This is a genomic window from Oligella ureolytica DSM 18253 (assembly GCF_000373745.1).
In the GTDB taxonomy this organism is placed as follows: domain Bacteria; phylum Pseudomonadota; class Gammaproteobacteria; order Burkholderiales; family Burkholderiaceae_B; genus Oligella; species Oligella ureolytica.
On sequence record NZ_KB892346.1, the window covers coordinates 16,369 to 40,033 of the forward strand.

18 protein-coding genes are annotated in these 23,665 nt (G+C 46.4%); 12 read left to right on the top strand and 6 right to left on the bottom strand.

Annotated features, from left to right (window positions below):
* Window positions 1-77: 77 nt before the first annotated feature.
* Window positions 78-2,240 carry a fatty acid oxidation complex subunit alpha FadB gene (gene fadB, locus B092_RS0111890; RefSeq protein ID WP_018575453.1) on the top strand — a complete coding sequence of 721 codons (2,163 nt, stop codon included), beginning with the start codon at window positions 78-80 and terminating at the stop codon, window positions 2,238-2,240.
* A 103-nt stretch (window positions 2,241-2,343) separates the two neighbouring features.
* On the opposite strand, the gene cyaY is transcribed toward fadB, so the two are convergent.
* Window positions 2,344-2,676, bottom strand: coding sequence for an iron donor protein CyaY (gene cyaY / locus B092_RS0111895; protein ID WP_018575454.1), 333 nt, complete (start codon window positions 2,674-2,676; stop codon window positions 2,344-2,346).
* A 94-nt stretch (window positions 2,677-2,770) separates the two neighbouring features.
* On the opposite strand from cyaY, the gene lptM reads away from it, so the two are divergent.
* From lptM to B092_RS0111910, 3 genes are read left to right on the top strand one after another with little or no spacing between them, the layout of a single operon-like run.
* Complete coding sequence (gene lptM / locus B092_RS0111900; RefSeq protein WP_018575455.1) at window positions 2,771-3,091, top strand: LPS translocon maturation chaperone LptM; 321 nt, start codon at window positions 2,771-2,773, stop codon at window positions 3,089-3,091.
* 44 nt (window positions 3,092-3,135) lie between these two features.
* The gene (gene lysA / locus B092_RS0111905; protein WP_018575456.1) at window positions 3,136-4,443 is read left to right on the top strand and encodes a diaminopimelate decarboxylase; all 1,308 of its coding nucleotides are present in this window, start codon (window positions 3,136-3,138) and stop codon (window positions 4,441-4,443) included.
* Between the two features lie 39 nt (window positions 4,444-4,482).
* Window positions 4,483-5,619 (top strand): CaiB/BaiF CoA transferase family protein, encoded by a 1,137-nt coding sequence (locus B092_RS0111910; protein WP_018575457.1) that lies wholly within the window; start codon window positions 4,483-4,485, stop codon window positions 5,617-5,619.
* A gap of 78 nt (window positions 5,620-5,697) precedes the next feature.
* Here the strand turns inward: B092_RS0111910 and ccsB are convergent, their stop codons facing one another.
* From ccsB to B092_RS0111925, 3 genes are all read right to left on the bottom strand, one after another.
* Window positions 5,698-7,044: a c-type cytochrome biogenesis protein CcsB gene (gene ccsB / locus B092_RS0111915; RefSeq protein WP_018575458.1), complete on the bottom strand. Its 1,347-nt coding sequence runs from the start codon at window positions 7,042-7,044 to the stop codon at window positions 5,698-5,700.
* Window positions 7,045-7,055: 11 nt separating this feature from the next.
* Window positions 7,056-9,086, bottom strand: a complete 2,031-nt coding sequence (locus tag B092_RS0111920; RefSeq protein ID WP_040608571.1) for a cytochrome c biogenesis protein ResB — start codon at window positions 9,084-9,086, stop codon at window positions 7,056-7,058.
* Window positions 9,087-9,382: 296 nt separating this feature from the next.
* On the bottom strand, window positions 9,383-10,090 hold the full coding sequence (locus tag B092_RS0111925; protein ID WP_018575460.1) for a c-type cytochrome: 708 nt from the start codon (window positions 10,088-10,090) through the stop codon (window positions 9,383-9,385).
* 446 nt (window positions 10,091-10,536) lie between these two features.
* On the opposite strand from B092_RS0111925, the gene yihA reads away from it, so the two are divergent.
* From yihA to B092_RS0111965, 8 genes are all read left to right on the top strand, one after another.
* On the top strand, window positions 10,537-11,163 hold the full coding sequence (yihA, locus tag B092_RS0111930; protein ID WP_018575461.1) for a ribosome biogenesis GTP-binding protein YihA/YsxC: 627 nt from the start codon (window positions 10,537-10,539) through the stop codon (window positions 11,161-11,163).
* A 69-nt stretch (window positions 11,164-11,232) separates the two neighbouring features.
* Entirely contained in the window at window positions 11,233-12,249 is a 1,017-nt protein-coding gene (gene hemB / locus B092_RS0111935) for a porphobilinogen synthase (protein WP_018575462.1), read from the top strand.
* A 63-nt stretch (window positions 12,250-12,312) separates the two neighbouring features.
* Window positions 12,313-12,657 (top strand): divalent-cation tolerance protein CutA, encoded by a 345-nt coding sequence (cutA, locus tag B092_RS0111940; RefSeq protein ID WP_018575463.1) that lies wholly within the window; start codon window positions 12,313-12,315, stop codon window positions 12,655-12,657.
* The gene (gene dsbD, locus B092_RS0111945; RefSeq protein WP_018575464.1) at window positions 12,654-14,720 is read left to right on the top strand and encodes a protein-disulfide reductase DsbD; all 2,067 of its coding nucleotides are present in this window, start codon (window positions 12,654-12,656) and stop codon (window positions 14,718-14,720) included. The genes cutA and dsbD overlap by 4 nt, the downstream gene beginning before the upstream one ends.
* A 107-nt stretch (window positions 14,721-14,827) precedes the next feature.
* Window positions 14,828-18,499 carry a hydantoinase B/oxoprolinase family protein gene (locus B092_RS0111950; protein ID WP_018575465.1) on the top strand — a complete coding sequence of 1,224 codons (3,672 nt, stop codon included), beginning with the start codon at window positions 14,828-14,830 and terminating at the stop codon, window positions 18,497-18,499.
* 71 nt (window positions 18,500-18,570) lie between these two features.
* Window positions 18,571-19,545: a TRAP transporter substrate-binding protein gene (locus B092_RS0111955; protein WP_018575466.1), complete on the top strand. Its 975-nt coding sequence runs from the start codon at window positions 18,571-18,573 to the stop codon at window positions 19,543-19,545.
* Window positions 19,546-19,559: 14 nt separating this feature from the next.
* Window positions 19,560-20,120: a TRAP transporter small permease gene (locus B092_RS0111960; protein WP_018575467.1), complete on the top strand. Its 561-nt coding sequence runs from the start codon at window positions 19,560-19,562 to the stop codon at window positions 20,118-20,120.
* On the top strand, window positions 20,113-21,414 hold the full coding sequence (locus B092_RS0111965) for a TRAP transporter large permease (protein ID WP_018575468.1): 1,302 nt from the start codon (window positions 20,113-20,115) through the stop codon (window positions 21,412-21,414). The genes B092_RS0111960 and B092_RS0111965 overlap by 8 nt, the downstream gene beginning before the upstream one ends.
* A 64-nt stretch (window positions 21,415-21,478) precedes the next feature.
* On the opposite strand, the gene B092_RS0111970 is transcribed toward B092_RS0111965, so the two are convergent.
* Window positions 21,479-21,709 (bottom strand): hypothetical protein, encoded by a 231-nt coding sequence (locus B092_RS0111970; protein ID WP_018575469.1) that lies wholly within the window; start codon window positions 21,707-21,709, stop codon window positions 21,479-21,481.
* Window positions 21,710-22,366: 657 nt separating this feature from the next.
* Entirely contained in the window at window positions 22,367-23,662 is a 1,296-nt protein-coding gene (gene efeB, locus B092_RS0111975; RefSeq protein WP_018575470.1) for an iron uptake transporter deferrochelatase/peroxidase subunit, read from the bottom strand.
* Window positions 23,663-23,665 lie beyond the last annotated feature (3 nt).

Below are 23,665 nucleotides of genomic sequence, written 5' to 3' on the forward strand. Positions count from 1 at the left end.
TTACTGCATTGCAACACTAAGTAAAAACTTTTATAGTCTATTATGTTGAATCAATAATAATTTTTTAGGAGTAGGCAATGATTTATTCAGGACCCGCAATTACTGTACAGATGTTAGAAGATGGTATTGCAGAGTTTAAATTTGACTTAGAAAACGAATCAGTTAATAAATTTAACCGCGTCACCTTAGATGACTTAGCGGCCGCTATCCATGTGGTCAAAGCAAACCCACAAATCAAAGGCTTATTGGTCACTTCAGCCAAGAACTTCTTTATTGTAGGTGCTGATATTACTGAGTTTGGCGATGTTTTTTCGCATGGTCGCGACTATATCAAAAACTGGGTCATGGATATTCATCGCACTTTCAATGCATTTGAAGATTTAAATATTCCAAAAGTCGTTGCCATCAATGGTTTTGCTTTAGGCGGCGGTTTAGAAATGTGCTTAGTAAATGACTACCGCGTGATGAGCGATAAGGCACAAATCGGTCTACCTGAATTAAACCTAGGCCTTATTCCCGGCTTTGGCGGCACAGTACGTATTGCCCGTTTAGCAGGTGCAGCCAAAGGTATTGAGTGGATTAGCACATCCTATCCTCGCAAAGCCCAGCAAGCGCTTGCTGATGGGGTAGTTGATGAGATCGCTCCGCATGACGAACTCAGAGAGGTCGCATTACAAGCCCTCAAAAAAGCCATCGCGGGCGAAATTGATTGGCAAGCAAAGCGTGCTACCAAACTACAGCCAATCGCTATGCCGCAGGGTGATTCTAAGGATTTTTTTAATAGCGTTCGAGCCGAGCTCACTAAAAAAACCAATCCTGAACAGTACCCGGCCAGCAAAGCCTTTTTAGACGTCATTGAAGAATCAGCGGATATGCCGCGTGACCAAGCAGTCGAAGTGGAAGCCAAGCACTTTGCTGATGTATGTGTAACACCACAAGCTGATGCCTTAATCGGTTTATTCCTTTCCGACCAAGTCATTAAGCGTATCGCAAAGAAAAACTCCGCCGATGCGCTGGAAGTTAATAAAGCAGCCGTTTTAGGTTCCGGTATCATGGGCGGCGGCATCGCTTACCAAGCAGCGACTAAGGGCACACCAATCATCATGAAAGATATTGGTCAAGACGCATTAGATTTAGGCATGGCAGAAGCCGAGAAGCAGCTAAATCGCCAGCTCCAAAGAGGCCGTATTACTGAAGACAAAAAAGCCGCTACATTAGCCTTAATTACGCCTCAACTCTCTTATGACGGTTTTGACGAAGTTGATATCGTCATTGAAGCGGTCACTGAAAATAGTAAAGTAAAAGAAGCGGTCCTTACAGAGGTAGAAAACGAAATCCGTGACAATGCTATCTTAGCGTCAAATACCTCAACCATTTCTATCACGGAACTGGCCAAGACACTAAAACGCCCGGCTAACTTCGTAGGTATGCACTTTTTTAACCCGGTTCCGCTCATGCCCTTAGTCGAAGTCATCCGCGGCAAAGAAAGTTCACCTACCGCTGTTTCGACGGCTGTTGCTTTAGCAACAAAAATGGGCAAATCGCCTATTGTGGTTGAAGACTGCCCCGGCTTCTTAGTCAATCGCGTCCTGTTCCCTTATTTTGATGCCTTTGATTTACTGCTCAAAGAAGGTGCTTGTATCCAAAAAATCGACCAAGTCATGGAAGACTTCGGTTGGCCTATGGGTCCGGCGTATTTATCCGATGTAATTGGCTTAGACACTTGTGTACATGCCTCTGATGTATTGGCTGAAGGCTTCCCTGACCGTATGAAACCCAGTTTCAAGGGAGCTACTAAGGTGCTATTTGAAGCCAATCGCTTAGGACAAAAAAATGGCAAAGGTTTTTATATGTACGAGGCTGACGAAAGCGGTCGCCAACGCAAAGCCTTTGACCCTGAGATTAAAGAGTTACTAGCAGAGCATATAGATGCCGCAGATGGTCCGGGCTCAGTGGAGTTTTCTGACGACGCGATTAGAGACCGCCTCATGCTGACGATGTGTAATGAAGTCGCTCGCTGTATTGATGAAAAAATTGTCTCTAGCCCTGATGAAGCAGATATGGCCTTGATCATGGGTCTTGGCTTCCCTAAATTCCGCGGTGGTGCCTTACGCTACATTGATCAAACCGGTCTGAGCGATTATGTGGCCCTCTGCGATCGCTATGCGCACTTAGGTAAAGCCTATGAAGCACCACAAATCTTACGCGATATGGCCGCCAAAGGTGAGACCTTCTTTTAAAGAGGTCCTAAGCACAATCAGCTAAAGCAGAAGAGCCGCTCTATGTATGTTATAGAGCGGCTCTTCTGTAAACTGAAAGATAGTCGTGTAGCGTAAGCTAGGTTTAAGGAATTGTCACCTTAAGCTCTTGACCGGCTAACTGCGTACAGAGCTCAGACAAGCGCTCATCCAAGTTAATACCGCCACGGGTATCAACCCACTTACCATCTTGGTAGCCATAGTGCCAAGCGCCGCTAGGAGCAGCTAACCACATCTCTTGTAACGGGGATTGGCTATTTAGCACTAAGTGATCGGTACGGTTAAAGACGATAGTTAAAACTTGGCCATCAATGGTGGTGTCCAAGTCTAAGTCTAAATCTTCAAACCAACCCTCTGCTTGATCTTCTACTTCTGCCAAAATAGCATCCGCTAAGGCAAGGAATTCAGATTCTGTCATAATGTAATATCTTCTAAATCAATCGGTTTAAACAGGTAAAGCTTTTAAGATACTATAACAAAGCATCTTATCATTTACTGATTACTTAGAATTTATGTTAATAAAATTATTTAATCAAACCAAGAACGTCCTTGAGGTCGGTGTGGCTACTCAGAAAAACATAATACTTACGCTGGCTTTGGTGCTACTGCTTTCAGCATGCGGTCAAAAAACGCCTGTCTATTTACCTTCTGCCAGCCAACAGCGTGAGTTGGATGAGCGAGATGCCCGTATCAAAGCACGCAAAGAAGCGCTTAAAAATGAAACTGCTGAGCAAAAAGCTGCTCGCAAAGCTCGCATTGAGTATGGTCGTCAACGCGCAGAAGACTACCGAAAATCTCAAGAAGCACTAAAAAGCGATACCCCTCAACACTAAACAAAAATAATCAATCAACACCTTAGCAAAATTTTATTATTAAAATGATGAGCAATTTTTCTACCAATACAAACAGCATTGCCCCTGTCGGTCAACCTCATTTTTACTACCAAGATCAGACTCTATTTGTAGAGCAATTGTCGGTTAAAGCATTGGCCAAAGAGCATGGCACTCCATTATTTATTTACTCCAAAGCCGCACTCAAAGCCGCTTGGGACAGCTACCAAGAAGCCATAGACAATCGCGATGTCCTGATTTGCTACGCAATGAAAGCCAACTCAAACTTAGCCATCTTAAATTTATTTGCCCAATGGGGCGCCGGTTTTGACATTGTCTCCGGTGGCGAGTTAGCACGCGCTCTCAAGGCAGGTGCAGACCCACAAAAGATTATTTTCTCAGGCGTCGGTAAGCAAACTTGGGAAATAAAAGCCGCACTCGAAGCCAATATTAAATGCTTCAACGTCGAGTCCATTCCTGAGCTCTCTTTAATCCAAGAGGTCGCTTCTTCGTTAGACAAAAAAGCAGCTATTTCCCTACGAGTCAATCCTGACGTAGACGCAAAGACGCACCCTTATATATCGACAGGCTTAAAAGACAATAAATTTGGCATTGCGATGGAAGATGCTCTCGCCACCTATGAGCATGCCGCGACCTTATCGCATATTAAAATTGTCGGCCTAGATTGTCATATCGGTTCCCAAATCACTCAGATCGAGCCTTATTATGACGCTTTAGAGCGCCTACTGAAGCTGATGGATCAACTTCGTGGCAAGGGCATTGAGTTAGCGCACTTAGATATCGGTGGCGGCTTAGGTATTCGCTATCAAAACGAAGAACCTCCTCACCCTCGTGAGCTTATCGGTCCAACACTCAACGTACTTCAAGAGCGTGGCTATGGCCATTTACAACTGACGCTAGAGCCTGGACGCTCTTTAGTCGGTAACAGCGGCGTGTTAATTACTGAGGTGCTCTTTTTGAAGGATGGCGAAACAAAAAACTTTGCCATTGTTGATGCAGCCATGAACGATTTAATTCGCCCTACCCTATACGATGCGTATCATGGAGCACTCGCTGTAGAGATCAGAGATAGCCAAACAACAACCTATGATATCGTCGGTCCTATTTGTGAAAGCGGTGACTGGCTCGCCAAGGACCGTGAGTTTGCGCTTATTGCAGGTGATCTGATTGCTATCGAATCTACCGGTGCTTATGGCTTTGTTATGAGCGGTCAGTACAACTCTCGACCACGTGCAGCCGAAATACTTGTTGATGGTAACCAAAGCTTCGTCATTCGCCGCCGTGAAACAATTGACGAGCTATTTGGACACGAGCTCATTCCTACTATTTCTTAGTCGCACAAACCCTGCAACCTAAAGCCCATGGAGCCAATGATGACCAACAGACCCCTTAGCGGTATCCGTGTAATTGAAATGGCAGGCATTGGCCCTGCTCCTTTCTGTGCCATGATGTTGGCTGATATGGGCGCTGAAATTATCCGTATTGACCGCCACAGCGACACGTTTTTAGGTGGCGGCGGTACGGCAATTGAACGTGGTCGACGCAACCTTATCTTAGACCTCAAACAAGAAGAAGCTAAAGACATTGTTAAACAGCTGGTCGCTACAGCTGATATCTTAATCGAGGGTTTTCGACCCGGTGTGATGGAAAGACTTGGTCTAGGACCCGACGATTGCTTTGCGATCAATCCGGCACTGATTTATGGTCGTATGACCGGTTGGGGCCAGGAAGGTCCCTTATCAAAAACGGCCGGTCATGATATTAACTACATTGCTGTCACCGGTGCATTACATGCCATGGGTGATGCCACCTCCCCACCCAATCCACCACTACACTTAGTAGGTGATATGGGCGGTGGCGCGATGATGCTTGCTTACGGCATTGTCTGTGCTTTACTTGAGAGTCAACGCTCCGGACAGGGTCAGGTAGTCGATGCTGCCATCACTAGTGGCGCCTCACTGAACAGCACCATGTACTACGCATTAATCGAACAAGGTCTCTGGAACCTTAACCGTGGAGCTAATTTATTAGACGGAGCCGCGCCGTTTTATAGCTGTTATCGCTGTCAGGACGGGAAGTTTATTGCGCTCGGTGCCATTGAGCCTCAGTTTTACCGACTGCTTCTCGAACTATGCGGTGTAGAGGATGAAGCTATTTTTCAAGAGCAAATGAATCGTGACTTATGGCCTGAGCAAAAAGCAGCATGGGCGGCGTTGTTTCAGACCAGGACTCAAGCACAATGGTGCGAGCTACTGGAGGGTACCGATGCTTGCTTCTCCCCTGTTTTGGACTTTAATGAGGCTGTGAGCTATGCACACCATCAAGCAAGAGGTTCTTTTCAAGAAATCAATGGCAACCTGTATCCCGCTCCCGAGCCTATTTTGAGCCGCACACCCGCCCAAGCAGGCAGTATCAGTCCCGCGGGGCATCATAGCCATGAAATCTTAGCTGAGCTAGGATTTAGTGAGGAAGCGATCCAAGCCTTACGTGAGAAGCAGATCAGCAACTAAGCAAAGAACCAAAAAAATAGCGTTGATAAATGAATATCAACGCTATTTTTAATCAATCACTACTTAGCCCGTGTATAACTACAGCTCACCATAAGAATGTAGACCGGATAAGAAGATATTAACCCCTAAGAAAGCAAAGGTGGTAACCACCAAGCCGGCTAAGGCCCAGTATGCCATGACCTGGCCACGCATACCTTTCATCAAGCGTAGGTGCAACCAAGCGGCGTAGTTTAGCCAAACAATAAAGGCCCAGGTTTCTTTAGGGTCCCACTGCCAATAGGTACCCCAAGCATCGGCAGCCCAAAATGCACCTAACACTGTTGCTACTGTAAAGAAGGCAAAACCGATAGAGATGGCACGATACATAATATCGTCAAGTACCTCAAAGCTTGGGAGGCTAGCTGCAATGCGCTTACGGCAAACTAAAATACCCGCCACCACGATAACGCTTAAGCCAAAATAAATAAACCACAAGGCATAATCGCCTCGCGAACTGAACATCAATGGCTCCGCCACTAAAGCACCACCGATTAATAACAGTGGAATCATCGGGCGCCAAGTGGTGGTTTCTCCGTGTAGCTTAACCAAATAAGCAAAACCGACCATGGCTGATAAGGCAAAGGTTCCATAGCCTACGAAGTTAGCCGGTACGTGGAGCTTCATCCACCAGCTGTTTAGCGCGTTATTAAGTGGTTGAATAGTCGCTGCATCACGCAAGAAGGTATACCACAGCAAGAAGGTCACCGCCGACGCAACAACCAACATAATAAAACCGCCTAAAGCCCGCGTGTTATAGCGACGCTCATAGTACAAGTAAAACAGCACAGTAATTAAGCAGAAGAGTACAAATACCTCATATAAATTACTGACGGGAATATGACCCATATCGAAAGCGATTAAATGGCTTTCGCGCCAACGCACTAAGAGACCAACAGAACCCAAGACAGTACCGGCCCAAGCAAAAGCAGAACCCATCCAGGCTAAGTTCTTATTGGCAAAAGCAAACCAATACACGATAGTCGACATAAAGTACAAGGCACACATCCACAAAACGGCGGACTGTGAAGACAATAGGTACTTTAAGAAAAAGTTGCTATCGCCTTTTGATAAATCACCACTGTAGACTAGCACCGCAAAGGCTGCTAAAACAAAGGTGGCGATCATGTAGGCGCGCAAAGGACGCCATAACCAACCCACCCAAACAACAGCGAAAGGCGAACAGAGCAAGATAACTTTTTCATAGATATCCATGGAGTCCGGCCACTCGACTAAAAAGTAAATAGCCGCCGCCATCAGGGCAATGAAATAGACGATATCGGTCCAGTTAAAACGACCTCTTAGACTCTCGGTATTAACACCCTCCGAAGCCCTTTCCCATTTAGCCGCTACTGCAGCTGCTTTTGAATCTACTAACATATCACTCATTTTTAATACCCCTAACTTCTTGCTACGTCGGAGAAGTCATCCTTAAATTTATTAAATTCCTTGCGGAAATCTAAGGTACGTTTGTGTGAAGTCATTGCCGCCCTAATGGCACTACCACCATCGTCCTGCTTATTAACCCAGAACCAAATGCGACGGTCACGAACATATAACATCATAAAGATGCCTATCATTAAGAAAAATGTACCTAAATATACCACCCATTTACCGGGTGAGCGTGTCGCTTGTAGCACACTGGCTTGTACATGCTCATATGTCTTGAGCTGCAACGTCATCGGTACCGGATAATGAGGCATATCTGATAAGCCTCGGATAGCGAGATTAAGCCAATCAGCATTCTGCTCAACCGCTTCAATATCATCAAATGAGAGCGCCGGATAGCCAAGATCCGCACGCACATACTCTCGCGCTTTCATTGTACTGAAAACAATATAGTCTCGCATCATACGCTGCAAAGGCTCTCGTAAGCTTTCGGGTACACGTTCGGCCTCGGATAGCTCCTCGCCACTGATATAGCGATCCAAGCCATGGAAGCCACCTTCAGCAAAAACATTTAAGGCAGTGTCCGCCATCGTAATAATAGCGGCCGTAGGCACCTCCGGATTTTCCATCAACTTAGCATATTCGAGTGCAATGCGTGTACGGACTGATTGATCATTAATCGCCGCTCGTATACCCATAAACTCATCTAATGCGCCTTTGTCGTCAGCAGGTAAATAGATATAGCGGAAACCACCATTTTCCTGATCGCCAATACCAAACAAATAAACTAAGCCCTCTTCCAAAGGAATTGGCAACATATAGTTTTTAAACTCCATTGGCTGATTGGACTCATTGGTCAAGGTATAAGCAAAGCTTGGACCGACATTATGAATCTTTTCGTTATTTTTACTGGCGGCACTACCGGTCACTGCGACCACTTGCTCTTGTAAGGTGCGATGTGATTCGCCCGGCTTAGATAAATCCTCAACATTGATTGGTGAAAACTCAGTCAGGGTTAAGCGATACATTTCGCCATTTTCGGTAAATCTCAGCTGCGTCCCATTGGCTGAACCCACCTCACCAAATACTTCGAATGGTGTCAAGCCATTGTCGCGCATCGGTATCGCCGTCATATATAGTCTGGAGCCACCATCATCAAAACTGGACTGGTACAGAGTGACACCATTTATTTTATGAGGGTGATTAACTTCAATAATTAAATTTTCAGTTTTACCGGTTTTGTAATCGGTGATATCAACATCACTGGCAAAGCGCTTAGGCTGACCATTGGTTTCATAATACTCAATGATAAATTTATTGAGCTTAACTTGGAAAGGCATTTCCTGCATAAAGTAGTCGCCGCCCATGCTTAAAAGCGCATAGTCGGTCGCCTGTCCCTCAGAAATCAACATATTGCCGCGGAAACTCGGGTTATTTGTACCATAGCGTGATGTTGACTCAACCTCAGAAACGAAGCGCGCTTCATCAGGAATCGCTTTTTTATAGCCGGTCCAAATCTGTAAGCGATTGGGTAGCTCACTATCTAATAAACCACCAATACAGATAACAACAATGGCCATGTGCGCAAAGATAAAACCCAATCGGTTGCTACTGCCCTTTTTGGCTGCTAATAAAACCGTATCACCGTCAACTTTTTCTTTGAACTGATAGCCATGGTGCTTTAACCATGAGCGCCCTAAAGCGACACCTTCCTCCTGGCTGAGATCAGATTCAATATCAATTTTATGTGGAAAAGCTCGGAGACTGGTTTGGCGAACATACTCACGGAAGGTGCGCATATCCTTGATCATCTTGGGCGTATTACGAATCAGGCATACCGTCGTAGAAACCACTAAGAAGGCCATAATCAATAAAAACCACCAGGTATTATAGATTTCGGCTACACCAAACTTCCTAAAAACGGAATACCAGTAGGTACCAAACTTATCAATATACTGAATCTCTGTTTGGCTTTGTTCCAACACAGTCCCGATAATGGTCGCAATAGCAATAAACGTCAAAAGACTAACGGCGAATCGCATGGAGCCTAGGAGCTCATAAATATCTCTGCCTAAATTTCTTTTGCGCCTAGCGCTTATGGTCTTATCGTTTTGCATAAAAAAGAAAAGCTCGATCCATGAAGGAAACGAAAATTGAGTTGTTTAGTTAAAAAATGGAACTACCTTGTCGTTCCTGTAGTAAATACAAGAAGAAACAAATGTTACGGAATGTTTGATTAAAATAAGGCTCTAGAGTTCCCTAGAGCCTTATGATTTTTTGATCCCGCACAAAACAACTAGGATTAATAGTGATAGTGTTTTGCCGTTGAGCGTTGAGCTTAACGAATACCGGCTGCGTAATCAGCAACCGCTTTAATGTCTTGACGGCTCATGCGATTCGCAATCTCTGCCATGTGATTATCTGCACCCGCATTATCACGCTCGCCATCAGCAAAAGCAATTAATTGCTCATGCAAATACGATGGAATTTGACCACTCAGACGAGGGTACTGACCAGGGATGCCGTTACCATCAGCGCCATGACAAGAAGCACAGGCTGGGACATTACGATCGGGGATACCACCACGCCAGATCTGACGACCACGTTGGACTAACTCTTGGTCGGCAGCGTGCTCAGCGATAGCCGGTGTTGTAAGCTCTAGGCTACTAACATATAACGCGAGATCTTTCATCTCTTCTTCAGTCATCTGAATCACGTTAGGTGCCATTAGCATCGCATTTTGATTACGACGATGGCTATGATTCTTGCCCTCAATATTTTTAAAATTCTTTAATTGAGCTAAAACGTACTCATAAGACTGACCTGCAATGTGCGGATAAATAGGCACCATACTCATACCATCCGTACCATGACAAGCAATACAGGTAGCAATGCCACGAGCAGGATCACCGTTCATATATAGCTGCTGACCGCGCTCAATATCAGGCTTTGCTGGACCAACTGCAGTTTGAGCAACGGCAACACCACTAGTTAAACCTAAGGCTAAACCACAAGCCATGACAACTTTTGAAATAACGTGCTTCATGAATTTCCTCTGAGACCATACCTAATACCAGATAGGTGCCAATATAAATACTAATAGTACTAATAGCTGGTTAAAGACAACCTAAAGACAATATGAGTATGATTTGTCTAAAGTAGATACACAACCCGCCAAATTTAAATAATCGTCTTGTATTTTAATGCAATATAAGACAAATAGTTGCAAGAAATAAGCTTTGTAGTAAATTTTAGCGGTCTTAACGGTTACTTAGGGGAAAAACCCAAACGGTATGGTGATTATTCATCCGAAGTTTGTCTTAGCGCAATGTCTGCTTTGCGCTAGTGATTCTCTGTCAGCTAACATGTTAAAGTCGAATAAGAAATATGACATTTCTTGCGACTGCTACCGTTAAATGACGACAAAACGACAAAACGATACAATATAATAATTAATCACGATAATTCTAATTATTATACAAACGGCTCATTATGTCGATATTACACCGCGCATCTTTCTACCAGTCTGCGAGCAAAGTTGTCCAGCTCCCTGCCCCACGAGGTCCTGAGGTTTGTTTTGTTGGACGTTCCAACGCTGGCAAATCGTCTGCTATCAACGTGCTCACTAACCAAAAGCGCCTTGCTTACTCCAGTAAAACACCTGGTCGCACGCGCCTGATTAACATCTTTGGTATTCCCGACTCCTTGGATCCGGACAATCCTTTAGGCTACTTAGTCGACTTACCCGGCTACGGTTATGCTTCTGTTGCCCAAGAGGCCCAACAAGAATGGGGCAAGGAATTAGGTGACTACTTAATTAAGCGACCGTCACTTGCCGGAGTGGTACTGCTCATTGATATTCGCCGCGGCATTACTAAGCATGACTACGGCTTAATTGATTGGATTGCCCAAGCCAAGCGACCGGTCCTTATTCTCCTGACCAAAGCGGATAAGCTACCTTATGGGCAAAGACAAAAGGCGATTGCCGCCATTCGCAAAGAGATTGCCAGCCAACTGGGCGATGTTGAGGCGATTGCTTTTTCGGCGACTAACCGTATCGGTTTAGAGGAAGCTAATGAGAAAATCCTTAATTGGATTTCTCCACGCGTAGTACCTTAGCGCCGGACTTAAGCTTTTCGCTACGCACACAAATCTTTTAAATTTAAATAAATTTCGGAGTTAACCATTATGTCATCCAGTTTTATTCTCGCCGACTTCCCAGCTGCCCGCCCTCGTCGTAATCGCAAGCATGAGTTTTCTCGTCGTTTAATGCGTGAAACAGTGCTGACGACTGATGATTTTATTTATCCCGTCTTTGTTCGTGAGGGCCAGGGTGTCGAGGAAGAAATCGGCTCTTTACCGGGTCAAAAGCGTTATTCTCCTGACACCATTTTAAAAGTCGCCGAGCAATGTGTTGCCTTAGGTGTACCGGTCATTTCTTTATTTCCAAATATTGACCCCTCGATCAAAACACCTGACGGCATCGCTTCCACCGATCCCGATGGACTCATTCCACGAGTGACTCGTGCGATTAAGCAGGAATTTCCGGATTTAGGTGTGTTATGTGATGTGGCTTTAGACCCATTTACAAGCCACGGACAAGATGGCGTCATCGATGACACTGGTTACGTGCTTAATGACCCGACATTAGACGTCTTAGTCAAACAAGCGCTGGTTCAAGCCGAAGCCGGTGCCGATTGGATCGCACCAAGCGATATGATGGATGGCCGCATTAAGCTCATCCGCGAGGCTTTGGACCAAGCTAATCTGATTGATACCCAGCTCATGGCCTATTCAGCTAAATACGCCAGCGCCTTCTATGGTCCGTTCCGTGAAGCAGTCGGTTCCGCATCAAACCTGGGTAAATCTGACAAAATGACCTATCAGCTCGATCCGGCAAACCGCTTAGAAGCATTACGTGAAGTCGCGTATGACATCAAAGAAGGCGCAGACTCAGTCATGGTCAAACCCGGCATGCCTTACTTGGATATTTTACGCGACGTCAAAGACGAGTTCCGTATGCCAACGTACGTTTATCAGGTGAGTGGTGAGTATGCGATGCTTAAAGCAGCTGCTCTTAATGGCTGGTTAGACAATGACAAGGTCATGATGGAGTCTCTACTGGCCTTTAAACGCGCCGGCGCTGATGGTATTTTGACCTACTTTGCACTCGAAGCTGCACGCTGGATAAGGGATCATCAGTAATTAATCGTTTTTCGTTTAAAGGGGTTGAGGCAGCAGGCTTAACCCCTTTTTTAGGAGTTTTTGATGTTAGACAATCATTCCACTCTTTCTGAGGCAAAGGCCTTAATTATTCAGACCACAACACCTACAATAGAGTTAGCCAAGCTGATCGCCGAGAAGTTAGTCGGGGAATCTTTAGCTGCTTGTGTGAACTTAAGCGCCCCCTCTTTGTCTATCTACTCGTGGAAGGACACGCTCCACAGCGATGAAGAATATACCCTTACCATCAAAACCAGCACCGCTCGTCAAGCAGACTGTATTGCTCGCATCCAAGAGCTGCATAGCTATGATGTACCGGAAATTATCGTATTACCGATTATTGGGGGCTCCAAGCAATACTTGCAGTGGATCGCCGATGAAACGAGATGAATAAAACACAAAACCACCTAGCTTACTTACTACCTTTAATTGCGTTTTTCTTCTTCAGCACCTCTTTTTTTGCTGTAACTCAAGCGCAAGAGGATTTTTTACCACCTGAAAAAGCCTTTGCGATTGAGACCTCTACTCCCGCGCCCGATCAACTTCATATCCGTTTTAACATTGCGCCCAACTACTACATGTACATGGAGCAAGTTAAGTTTCATGTCGTCGGCGATGATCAACAAGAGACATTCAAACAGGCATTAATCGGTGAGCCTGTGTTTGGTGAACCCATCGTCAAATATGACGAGACCTTTGCTAAAGACATGCCGGTCTTTTACGACCCAATGGTTATTGACGTCCCTCTCAAAGCAACAGCCCAAAGCCAAACAATACGCCTCGTGGTCACTGCTCAAGGTTGTGCAGATGCCGGTCTTTGCTATCCACCTGAAGAGTATCCTATTGATTTAGAACCGCTTGACGCCGGTTATAAAATCGCCCATGCGCCCGGTCTATTAGGTCGCATGATGGGCAACCAATCCACTGAAGTCGCCGCTTTAGACTTTAGCGCCTTAGCTGCAATCGCTGGTAATACAGAGACGATTGACATGTCGAACAGCCAAAATATGGCTACCGATAGTTCCTCCAGCGTTCAAGCGTCTAAAACACCTGCACGCAGCCTAAGTACGGCTGGTGATACTCAGATCGCCGATTGGTTAGATGAGTCCAGTTTTTTAAATATCATTTTAATTACTTTTGGCTTAGGGCTACTCTTGTCACTAACCCCTTGCGTACTCCCCATGCTGCCAATTTTGTTAGCCTTAGTCGTGGGTCAACAAAACCAAACTAAGGCCGATGGCGCCGACGCGAATACCCCCAAAGCCCGCTTCCGCGGTTTAGGCTTAACTTTAGTCTATGTCTTAGGGACTTCGATTGTTTATAGTTTATTAGGCGTAGCAGCAGCTTCTGTCGGTGCCGTACTTTCTGTTTGGATCCAAAACCCATGGGTCCTCAGTGTCTTTGCTATCGTTTTAGTCCTACTTGCCTTTGCCATGTTCGGCAGCTTTAATCTACAAACCCCAACCGGTGTGCAATCAAAGCTTAACCAGCTGATGGACAAGCTACCCGGCGGACGCTATGGTAGTGCATTTATTATGGGCATGGTATCGGCTCTGATTGCCGGCCCTTGTGTCGCTGCTCCATTAGCGGGCGTTTTATTATTTATCTCCCAGACTGGCGATATGCTCACAGGGGCGCTAGCACTCTTTGCTCTAGCGTGGGGACAAGGAGCCTCATTAATTGTGATTGGTACAACCTCAGGCGTCCTGATGCCTAAAGCAGGTGGCTGGATGGAGGGCGTTAAGCAGTTCTGCGGCTTGTTATTACTCGCTGTGGCACTGTGGATGATTCAGCCACTCATCGCAAGCTGGATTAGCATCTTATTATGGGCAGTTTTAGCGTTTAGCTTAGCAATTATTTTAGGCGCCTTTAAGTCGACAGACGCTCAGCGTAGCGGTGTTTTTACCATTTTCGCTAAAGCTATTGCCTATTTAGCCCTGCTATGGGGGGTATTATTAGTCGTTGGCTTAGCTACCGGTCATCCCAGTCTATTACAGCCACTACAGGGGCTTCGCTTAGCACAAAGCACTGCCACCACCCCGCTTGCAAACACTCAAGCTGCACTGGGCAGTGGTCCTATCAAAAACCAAGACTTTACACGAATCTCTTCAATTGCCGAATTAGAGCAAGCCATCGCAGCCAACGCAGGTCGTCCTGTGATGCTGGATTTTTATGCCGATTGGTGCGTCTCTTGCCATCAAATGGAGGCCTTTACCTTTAGCCAACCCGAGGTCTACCAAAAAATGGGGCAAATGGCTTTACTGCAAGCAGACGTGACTCCCAACACTCCTGAGGATCGTGAGTTGCTTAAACGCTTCCGTTTATTTGGTCCTCCAGGCATCATCTTCTTTGATGCCGAGGGACAGGAGCTAGACACTCGTGTGGTTGGCTTTCAAAATGCCGAACGCTTTGCCGAAAATTTAGATCAGGTATTAAACCATTTCAGTCATTAACCAAGCATAGGGCTTTACTCAACAACTTGGGTAAAGCCCTATTGAATTTCAGCCGATAATTTCTTAGAATCGGGCTTTGTTGTAATCTCTTTTTCTATAGGTAAATGATGGACACAGCGGCTGCACACCCCAACAAGCAATCCCCACAAGACAGCGCCTTATGGCAATTCTGGATTGACCGAGGTGGCACTTTTACCGACATTGTTGCAAAGAAGCCGGACGGCTCGCTTATCACCCACAAGCTGCTCTCAGAAAATCCGGAACACTATCCGGATGCGGCACTTGCCGGCATACGCCATCTTTTAAATCTTAATCCCGATACTGCTATCCCAAGTAGCACTATCGAAGTTATTAAGATGGGCACAACCGTTGCCACCAACGCCTTATTGGAGCGTAAAGGTGAGGCAACTGCCCTCTTTATTACTGAGGGTTTTCAAGACGCTCTGAATATTGCTTACCAAGCGCGCCCAAAACTCTTTCAGCGTCATATTATTAAGCCTGAACTACTCTATGGCCGGGTTGAGGGTGTTAGCGAGCGTGTCCTGGCCGATGGTACGGTTGAAAAAGCGCTCGACATAGAAAAAAGTAAAGCTCAACTTCAACGCACATACGATGAAGGCTATCGCTCCATTGCCATCGTTTTAATGCATGCTTATCGCTACACCGAACATGAAAACCAATTAGCTGAACTCGCTAAAGAAATCGGCTTTACGCAAATCTCTGTCTCCAATCGCGTTAGCGCACTCATGAAAATTGTAGGCCGTGGCGACACCACCGTGGTCGATGCTTATCTATCACCCGTATTGAGAAGCTATGTTGATCGTATTGATGCAGAAATTGATGACACTCGCCTCATGTTTATGCAGTCAAATGGGGGCCTGACAGCTGCTGATAATTTCCAAGGCAAAGACGCCATTCTCTCCGGTCCCGCAGGTGGTATCGTTGGCATGGCTCGCATTGCCGCTGCGGTGGGCTCTAAGCAGTTAATTGGCTTTGATATGGGCGGCACGTCAACCGATGTTTCCCATTATGATGGCGAATTTGAACGCCTATTTGACACCTCGGTCGCCGGCATACGCATTCGCGCACCAATGATGAATATTCACACGGTTGCAGCGGGTGGTGGCTCTATTGTCTACTTTGATGGTCAACGTATGCGAGTTGGCCCTCACTCCGCCGGCGCTTATCCCGGCCCCGCGGCCTATCGTAATGGCGGTCCATTGACCGTCACTGACTGCAATATCATGCTCGGTAAATTACAGCCGCAGTACTTCCCCAGTATCTTTGGCCCGGAGGCTAATCAACCGCTGGACGTTGATTTAGTCAAAGAAAAGTTCACGGTTCTCGCTGATGAGATTTACCAACAAAGCGGTGTCCGCGCGACGGCAGAGCAAACCGCAGAAGGTTTCCTGCAAATTGCCGTTGCTAATATGGCTAATGCCGTGAAAAAGATTTCAATCGAACGTGGCTATGATGTCAGCAAATACACTTTGGTCAGTTTCGGTGGTGCCGGTGGTCAGCACGCTTGCCTAGTGGCCGATGCCCTTGGTATGCAACAAGTATTAATTCATCCATTTGCAGGAGTTCTCTCTGCTTATGGCATGGGTTTAGCCGATATTACCGCCATGCGGGAAACTTCGGTGGAGCTGCCACTAAACACAGACGCAATGCCTGCAGCAGAAGCCTCTCTCGACACCTTAATCAAAGAAAGCACCACTGAAGTACTCAATCAAGGCGCACAAGAAACACACATCCGGGTAATTAAGCGTGCTCACATCCGCTATGAAGGTACTGACTCGCACATTGTGGTAGATTTTTCAACAGTGGAGGCCATGGCAGATGATTTTTTCAAGGCCTATTTGCAACGATATAGTTTCTTAATGCACGATCGACCGTTAGTCATCGAAGCCGTATCGGTTGAAGTCATTGCCAAGAGTGGCGTTGATCTAGAACCTTCATCAGCACCAACTGAGCGCATTGAAGTGCCACCTGCTTTAGCCAATATTCAGTTATTCACCCATGAACAACATCATCTATCGCCTATCTATAATCGTGATGACTTAAGCTCCGGGATGTCCATTCAAGGCCCTGCAATCGTCTTTGACGCCAATGGCACAACCGTGATCGAGCCGGAATGGCAAATGGATATTCTCAGCGGTGGTGAACAACTCCTAAGTCGAAGCAAAGCCAAAGAAAGCAAAGTAGCCATTGGTACCACGGTCGATCCTGTCATGTTAGAGATTTTCAACAACCTCTTTATGGCCATCGCTGAGCAAATGGGTGCGACACTTGCCAACACAGCATTTTCTGTCAATATCAAAGAGCGTTTAGACTTTTCCTGCGCATTGTTTGACCATGACGGCAATTTAATCGCCAATGCCCCCCATATGCCGGTTCATCTAGGATCCATGGGTGAAAGCATTAAGACCATCATTTATAAGAACCAAGGTCGTATCAAACCCGGTGACACATTTGCCCTTAATGACCCTTATAACGGCGGTACTCATTTACCCGATATCACCGTTGTCACTCCCATCTTTGACAATCATGGCAAAGAGATTCTGTTTTTTGTGGCGTCACGTGGCCATCATGCAGATGTGGGCGGCATCACTCCGGGCTCCATGCCCCCCAATAGTCGTAACGTCATTGAAGAGGGTGTGCTCTTAGATAACTTTTTGTTGGTAGAAAATGGCGCCATGCGTGAAGACGCATTACGTGAGGTATTTCTTGGTGCAACCTACCCTGCTCGCAACGTCAACCAAAACATTGCCGACCTACGCGCACAAGTGGCTGCTAATGAGCGAGGCGTACAAGAACTGCGTCGTATGGTGCAAAACTTCGGTCTGGACGTGGTTCAAGCCTACATGCAGCATGTACAAAACAATGCCGAAGAGTCCGTTCGTCGAGCTATCGATGCCCTACAAGATGGTGAGTTCTGCTACGAAATGGATAATGGTGCCAATATTCGGGTCGCTGTGCGCGTTGATAAAGATTCACGCAGCGCTACAGTCGATTTTACCGGCACCTCAGCACAACTGGAGAGTAATTTCAACGCGCCCAAAGCGGTATGCATGGCGGCTGTCCTCTACGTTTTCCGCACCTTAGTCAATGACGACATCCCGATGAATCAAGGTTGCCTAAAGCCTATTGAGGTTATTATCCCTGAAGGCAGTATGCTAAACCCCCACGCCCCGGCAGCCACCGTCGCAGGTAACGTTGAAACCTCACAATGCATTACTGACGCTATTTATGGTGCTTTAGGCATCATGGCGGCCTCTCAAGGCACAATGAACAACTTCACCTTTGGTGATGAGCAATACCAATATTATGAAACCATCGCAGGTGGTAGCGGTGCGGGTAAAATCATCCATGAGGACGGTGGTGAAGAGCTATTTCACGGTACAGATGTCGTGCAAACCCACATGACCAATTCACGCCTAACCGATCCGGAAATACTCGAGTTCAGATACCCCGTCGTATTAGAGGAATTTTCTATACGCCATGGTAGTGGAGGCGGCGGCAAAGTCAGTGGTGGCAATGGTGGTACTCGCCGTATTCGCTTCTTAAAACCGATGACAGCTTCTATCCTTTCTAACCGTCGTCGAGTTGCTCCGTTTGGCGCATTAGGCGGGGAAGATGGAGAGGTAGGAGCAAACCATGTAGAGCGCACTAACGGAACCGTAGAGCAGCTAGGATTCAGTGCCTCAACCAGCATGCAAATCGGTGATATTTTTGTAATTAAAACCCCGGGTGGCGGAGCTTACGGCAAAGCAGAGTAAGCACGGGTTCGCCAAGCACACGCTATCAGCGGTCTTGCAACCACCCTAATAAAGACCAAAGGAGACACACAATGACTTTAAAACCATTAACGCTCGCCATTGCTGCGACAGCCTCTATTTTTACGGTTACCACAGCGCATGCAGAAAACTGGCGGATGGCCACACCCTACCCTGAGCAGAATTTTCATACGCAAAATATCAAGCAATTTGTTGCGGATATTAAGGAAGCGACGCAAGGTAAACTGGATATTACTGTGCACCCCGGCGGTTCCTTAATTAAACCCATGGAAATTAAGAATGCGGCACGTTCGCGTCAAATTGAGATGGGCGAGTTTATTCTTTCCGGTATGGCTAATGAGCATCCGCTCTTTGCACTCGACTCCGTGCCCTTTTTAGCCACATCACACGATGCTTCTTGGAAGCTTTACCAAATTTCCAAACCTTCTTTAGAGCAATTACTGGAAAAACAAAATCTGAAGCTTTTGTATTCCGTGGCTTGGCCTCCGCAAGGTATGTACACCACCACACCGGTGAGCAAAATAGAGGATCTGAGCGGTATGCGTATGCGTGCTTATAGCCCACAGACCGAACGCCTGGCTCAATTGTCGGGAGCCATTCCGACACAGATTGAAGCAACCGATGTGGCACAAGCCTTCAGTACCGGTCGCGTTAATGCCATGATCACCTCTTCCTCAACCGGCGTTAACTCTGCGGCTTGGGACTTTTTAAAGTATTACTATGATGTACAGGCCTTTTTACCTAAAAATGCCGTGGTAGTGAATAAACGCAGCTGGGACGGCTTAGATGAAGCTACCCAAAAAGCCGTTTTAGATGCTGCCGCCAAAGCGGAAGAGCGTGGTTGGGAAATGTCTAAAGAGGATATGGTAAAACAAAACCAAACCTTGGTTGATAATGGCATTGAGTTAAGTCCCGGCAGCGAGGAATTACGCCAATCTTTACGTAAAATCGGTGAGCAGATGGCTGCCGAATGGAGTAAACAGGCGGGCGCTGAGGGTGAAGCCATCATCGCTAAATTCAATAAGTAATCATAGGATTTGTGATGCGCAAAAGTCTCGATTTTTTATATAAACTAAGTGGGGCCGGCGCTGCATTATCTTTATTAGTGATTGTGATCATTCTCTTTGGTCAAGTCACATTTAATATTATTGATTATGTAGCCCATGCCTTGTTCGACAAACGCTTTGGGCTACTTATTCCCTCCTATGCCCAGTTTTCCGGCTATGCCTTAGGACTGGCCACTTTTTTATCGTTGGCGATTGCCTTAAGACATCATTCACATATACGAGTAACGCTCTTGGAGATGCGTTTTAAAGCAACGCTGCGCCGTTGGACGCACACCGTGGTTGCCTTACTCGGTGTTGCCATCGCCCTTTTAATCAGCTACAGTCTGATTGAACTTACGTTCGACTCTTGGCAATGGAATAGCACTGCCACAGGTTTAGTACGGCTTCCGCTCTGGATTCCACAAGCAGGCTTGGCCTTAGGCTCGGTGATTTTCAGCATTGCCTGCATTGATACCTTTATTGAAATGATACGTTATGGCCGCTCCGACGCACTAGTCACTATCGACCCCGTCGATGTGGGAGACAGCAATGACTGAGGTTATTTTTTCGCTGATTTTAGTCTTTAGCTTAATAGGCGCTTTAGCCCTAGGGGTTTGGGTCTCAGTCTCTCTTTTTCTTACCGGTATTGTCGGTATTTTATTATTCTCAAATGCCCCCTTAAGCAATGTTCTCGCCACTAATATCTGGAGTTCTTCTTCCGAATGGTCTTTAGCGGCCCTGCCTTTATTTATTTGGATGGGTGAAATTCTTTTCCGCTCACGTATTTCCGGTGACCTTTTTACCGGCTTAGCTCCCTGGATGCGTAGGTTTCCCGGTGGTTTAAGTCATGTAGGCATTGTCGCATCGGGTATTTTTGCGGCAGTGAGCGGTTCTTCAGCAGCGACTTGCGCAACGGTTGCTAAAGTTACCCTCCCTGAATTAAAAAGTCGCGGCTACAACGAAAAGCTGGTTATCGGCACCATTGCCGGCTCAGGCACCTTGGGTCTTTTAATTCCCCCATCAATCATTATGATTGTTTACGGTGTGGCGGCCGATGTCTCCATCACCCGTTTATTTGTTGCCGGCATTGTTCCGGGGCTGTTGATGATTAGCCTGTTTATGGGCTTTGTGGCCATTTGGTCCATCCTTAATCCGAGCCAAGTGCCTAAAAAAGATCCACCGATTTCCTTTATCCAAAAAATCAAAGCCAGTGGTAGTCTGATTCCGGTAACCCTACTGATTATCGGCGTAATGGGTTCAATTTATTTGGGTATTGCCAGCCCCACCGATTCAGCGGCTGTGGGTGTGGTGATCTCATTGATTTTAGTTTGGATCTATGGCGATTTGAATTGGCAAACCTTTAAGGAGAGCTTAATTTCTGCCATGCTGACCTCCTCCATGATTGCCTTTATCCTCGCGGGCGCGGCTTTTTTAACCGTTGCCATGGGCTATTCAAATATCCCCATGCTATTGGCACAATGGATCACCGATTTGGGACTTAATAACTATGCGCTGATAGCCGTATTGGTAGTCTTTTTTGTGATCATGGGCTGCTTTCTTGACGGCATTTCCATTGTGGTACTGACCACCTCTATCCTGCTACCGAGCATTCAGGCTGCCGGTATTGATCCACTCTGGTTCGGCTTATTTCTGGTTATCGTGGTTGAAATGGCACAGATTACGCCACCGGTAGGATTAAATCTCTTTGTACTCCAAGGCATGACCGGCAAAAACATCTGGTATCTCTCGTTGGCCGCCCTGCCATTTTTCCTAATATTGCTATTAGGCGTCATCCTAATCAGCGTATTTCCCGAGATTGTTATGTTCTTGCCGAAAATGATGTATCGCTAAAGCGCCATGGGATGGTCAGGCAACCGTCCCGCTTTACCAATCCACCCCAATACCTGCGCTACTATTAGGAAAAGGTCGAATCGTCACCCCCGTAGAGGCTCCGCACCTTTTTGCCCTTAGACCAAGGATAGAAACGCACGGCATTGGTCACCCAAGCTGAAGTGCCGGTGCCCGTACTGATGGGTATGCTATGACCGGCACCCGCCGAAACCCGCGGTTTGGAGGGATTATAAGCACAGGCCGCCAATAGAAAAAGCAGCGCAATGGCTGTAAAAATCTTAATTAAATAAGGCATTTAAAGCTACCATGTAAAAGCGTCCGGATTAAACAGCTTAACATAGTTTCTCCAATCATTGCCTAATCAATCATCAGTAAAAAAGCCCTAAACAAGGGTAAGCGTTAAGGCGCACTATTTGGTGGTAAGTGTGCGTCAATCGTATACTCGATTATCAAAAAAGAGGGTGGACAAAAAGCGCCCATTGGCTCTTTTATGCTTGTGGATCGCTTAGGATAATCTTTTATGGATTATTCTGATGAGTAGCAGGTTATGAGTAACAACACAACAAACAAGCCCTCGGCGGAGACAATCGATAGTCGCCTTGATAAGACATTCAATCAGCCTTTTGATTTTAACCATATTGACCTCAGCCGTGTTTTGAAGAGGTGTTAAGCCTCATGGATATGTCCACAACTTGAGATCGCACAGAATCTCAAATCACGAGGTTACTCATTGACGGAGATTAAAGAGATCACCGGCATACCCCAGCAGTTACTTGAACGTTTACATTAAGCGCCCGTTGAATTCCGATTGACTACAAAAATAGAGCCCTAACGTCATGCAAAATGCTAGGGCTCTGTGTTTTTTTCCTTGTCGGTTGTGCACTAAGCATCAAATTAATACATATGTTCACCGTCGCTGACGCTTGGCGTAACGGTAGCCTCCTAACTCACCCTAATCCTTCATCAAGCCCTCACCGAGATATGTATTGTCATCCTTCATGCCCGGCAAGACAAAGTAGTAACCGCCACCGAAGGGCTTGATATAGCGTTCCAAAGGCTCACCGTTCAGGCGGGTTTGAGCATGAATAAAGCCATGGAGTAAGTCATTTTGGAAGGAAATAAAGATTAAACCCATATCCAGCAAGCCGGAAGGATGCAACCCCAGTGAATAGCTGAAACTGCGACGTCTCATCTTAGCGACATGACGCTCCGGATCGCGCGGCTCGGCACGACGTATATGAGAATCGTATAAAATACGGTCGCCATGCGGATCCTTTAGCATTTCTGGATCGTCAAACTCACCCTTCATACCGATAGGTGCGCCGCTGCGTTTATCGCGACCGAAGTCATTTTCCTGATCCTCTAAAGGCGTACGATCCCAGAACTGCAAATTAAAACGAATCAGTCTGACAGCCATATAAGACCCGTCACGACACCAAGCCTGCTCCTCCTGCTTCGCCGTGACCCAGACCAGATCGTCCATCAAAGCGGCGTCCTTGCTGTCCGCATTACCCGTGCCGTCTTTAAAGCCGAATAAATTAATCGCCGTCTGACCGCGGTCAATATCACGCGCCGGTAAGAAGCCGTCGATTTTCCACAGCGGTGACATATAGCGCTCAGTGTGTCTTACAATATCACGCAACGCATAAATCACACTTTCACGGCTATTGGCACAGAACTGCAATAACAAATCACCGCCCACCCATTTAGCTTCCAGACGATCATTAGGAAAACGGTTCATTTCCATCAAGTGCTTAGGCTTACGATCCTGAAGACCGAAACGATCGTCAAACAAAGTGTGACCGACAGCCACCGTCACCGTTAATAAATCAGGCTCTAATTTACCGCCCAAAATACCGGACTCCATCGGCGGTAAACGATCGTCCTTATCCACCGGAATATCTTGGGGGACCGTTAAAAAGCGGATGCGTCGTGAAATAATTTTAAAGAGCTCGTTCAGCTCCTGCACCGTTTCAACGGTCAAATTAAAGGCAATCACAATCGCTTCCTTATGATCCGGGGTAATGACGCCCTGTTGATGCGCACCATGAGCATCGATATGCCGCGCATAATTCGGCATACAACTCGTACCATCGGCCGTCTTTGTCGCGTCATTGGCGTCCTTAGCAAAAGCAAGCTGTGTTGCCGTCACTCCCAAGGCACTCATACCTAAACCGAGCTGTCCGAAGCGTCGCAATGCGCCGCGACGTGCTGATGAAAAATGGCTGTTATTCTGATTAGTCGACATACG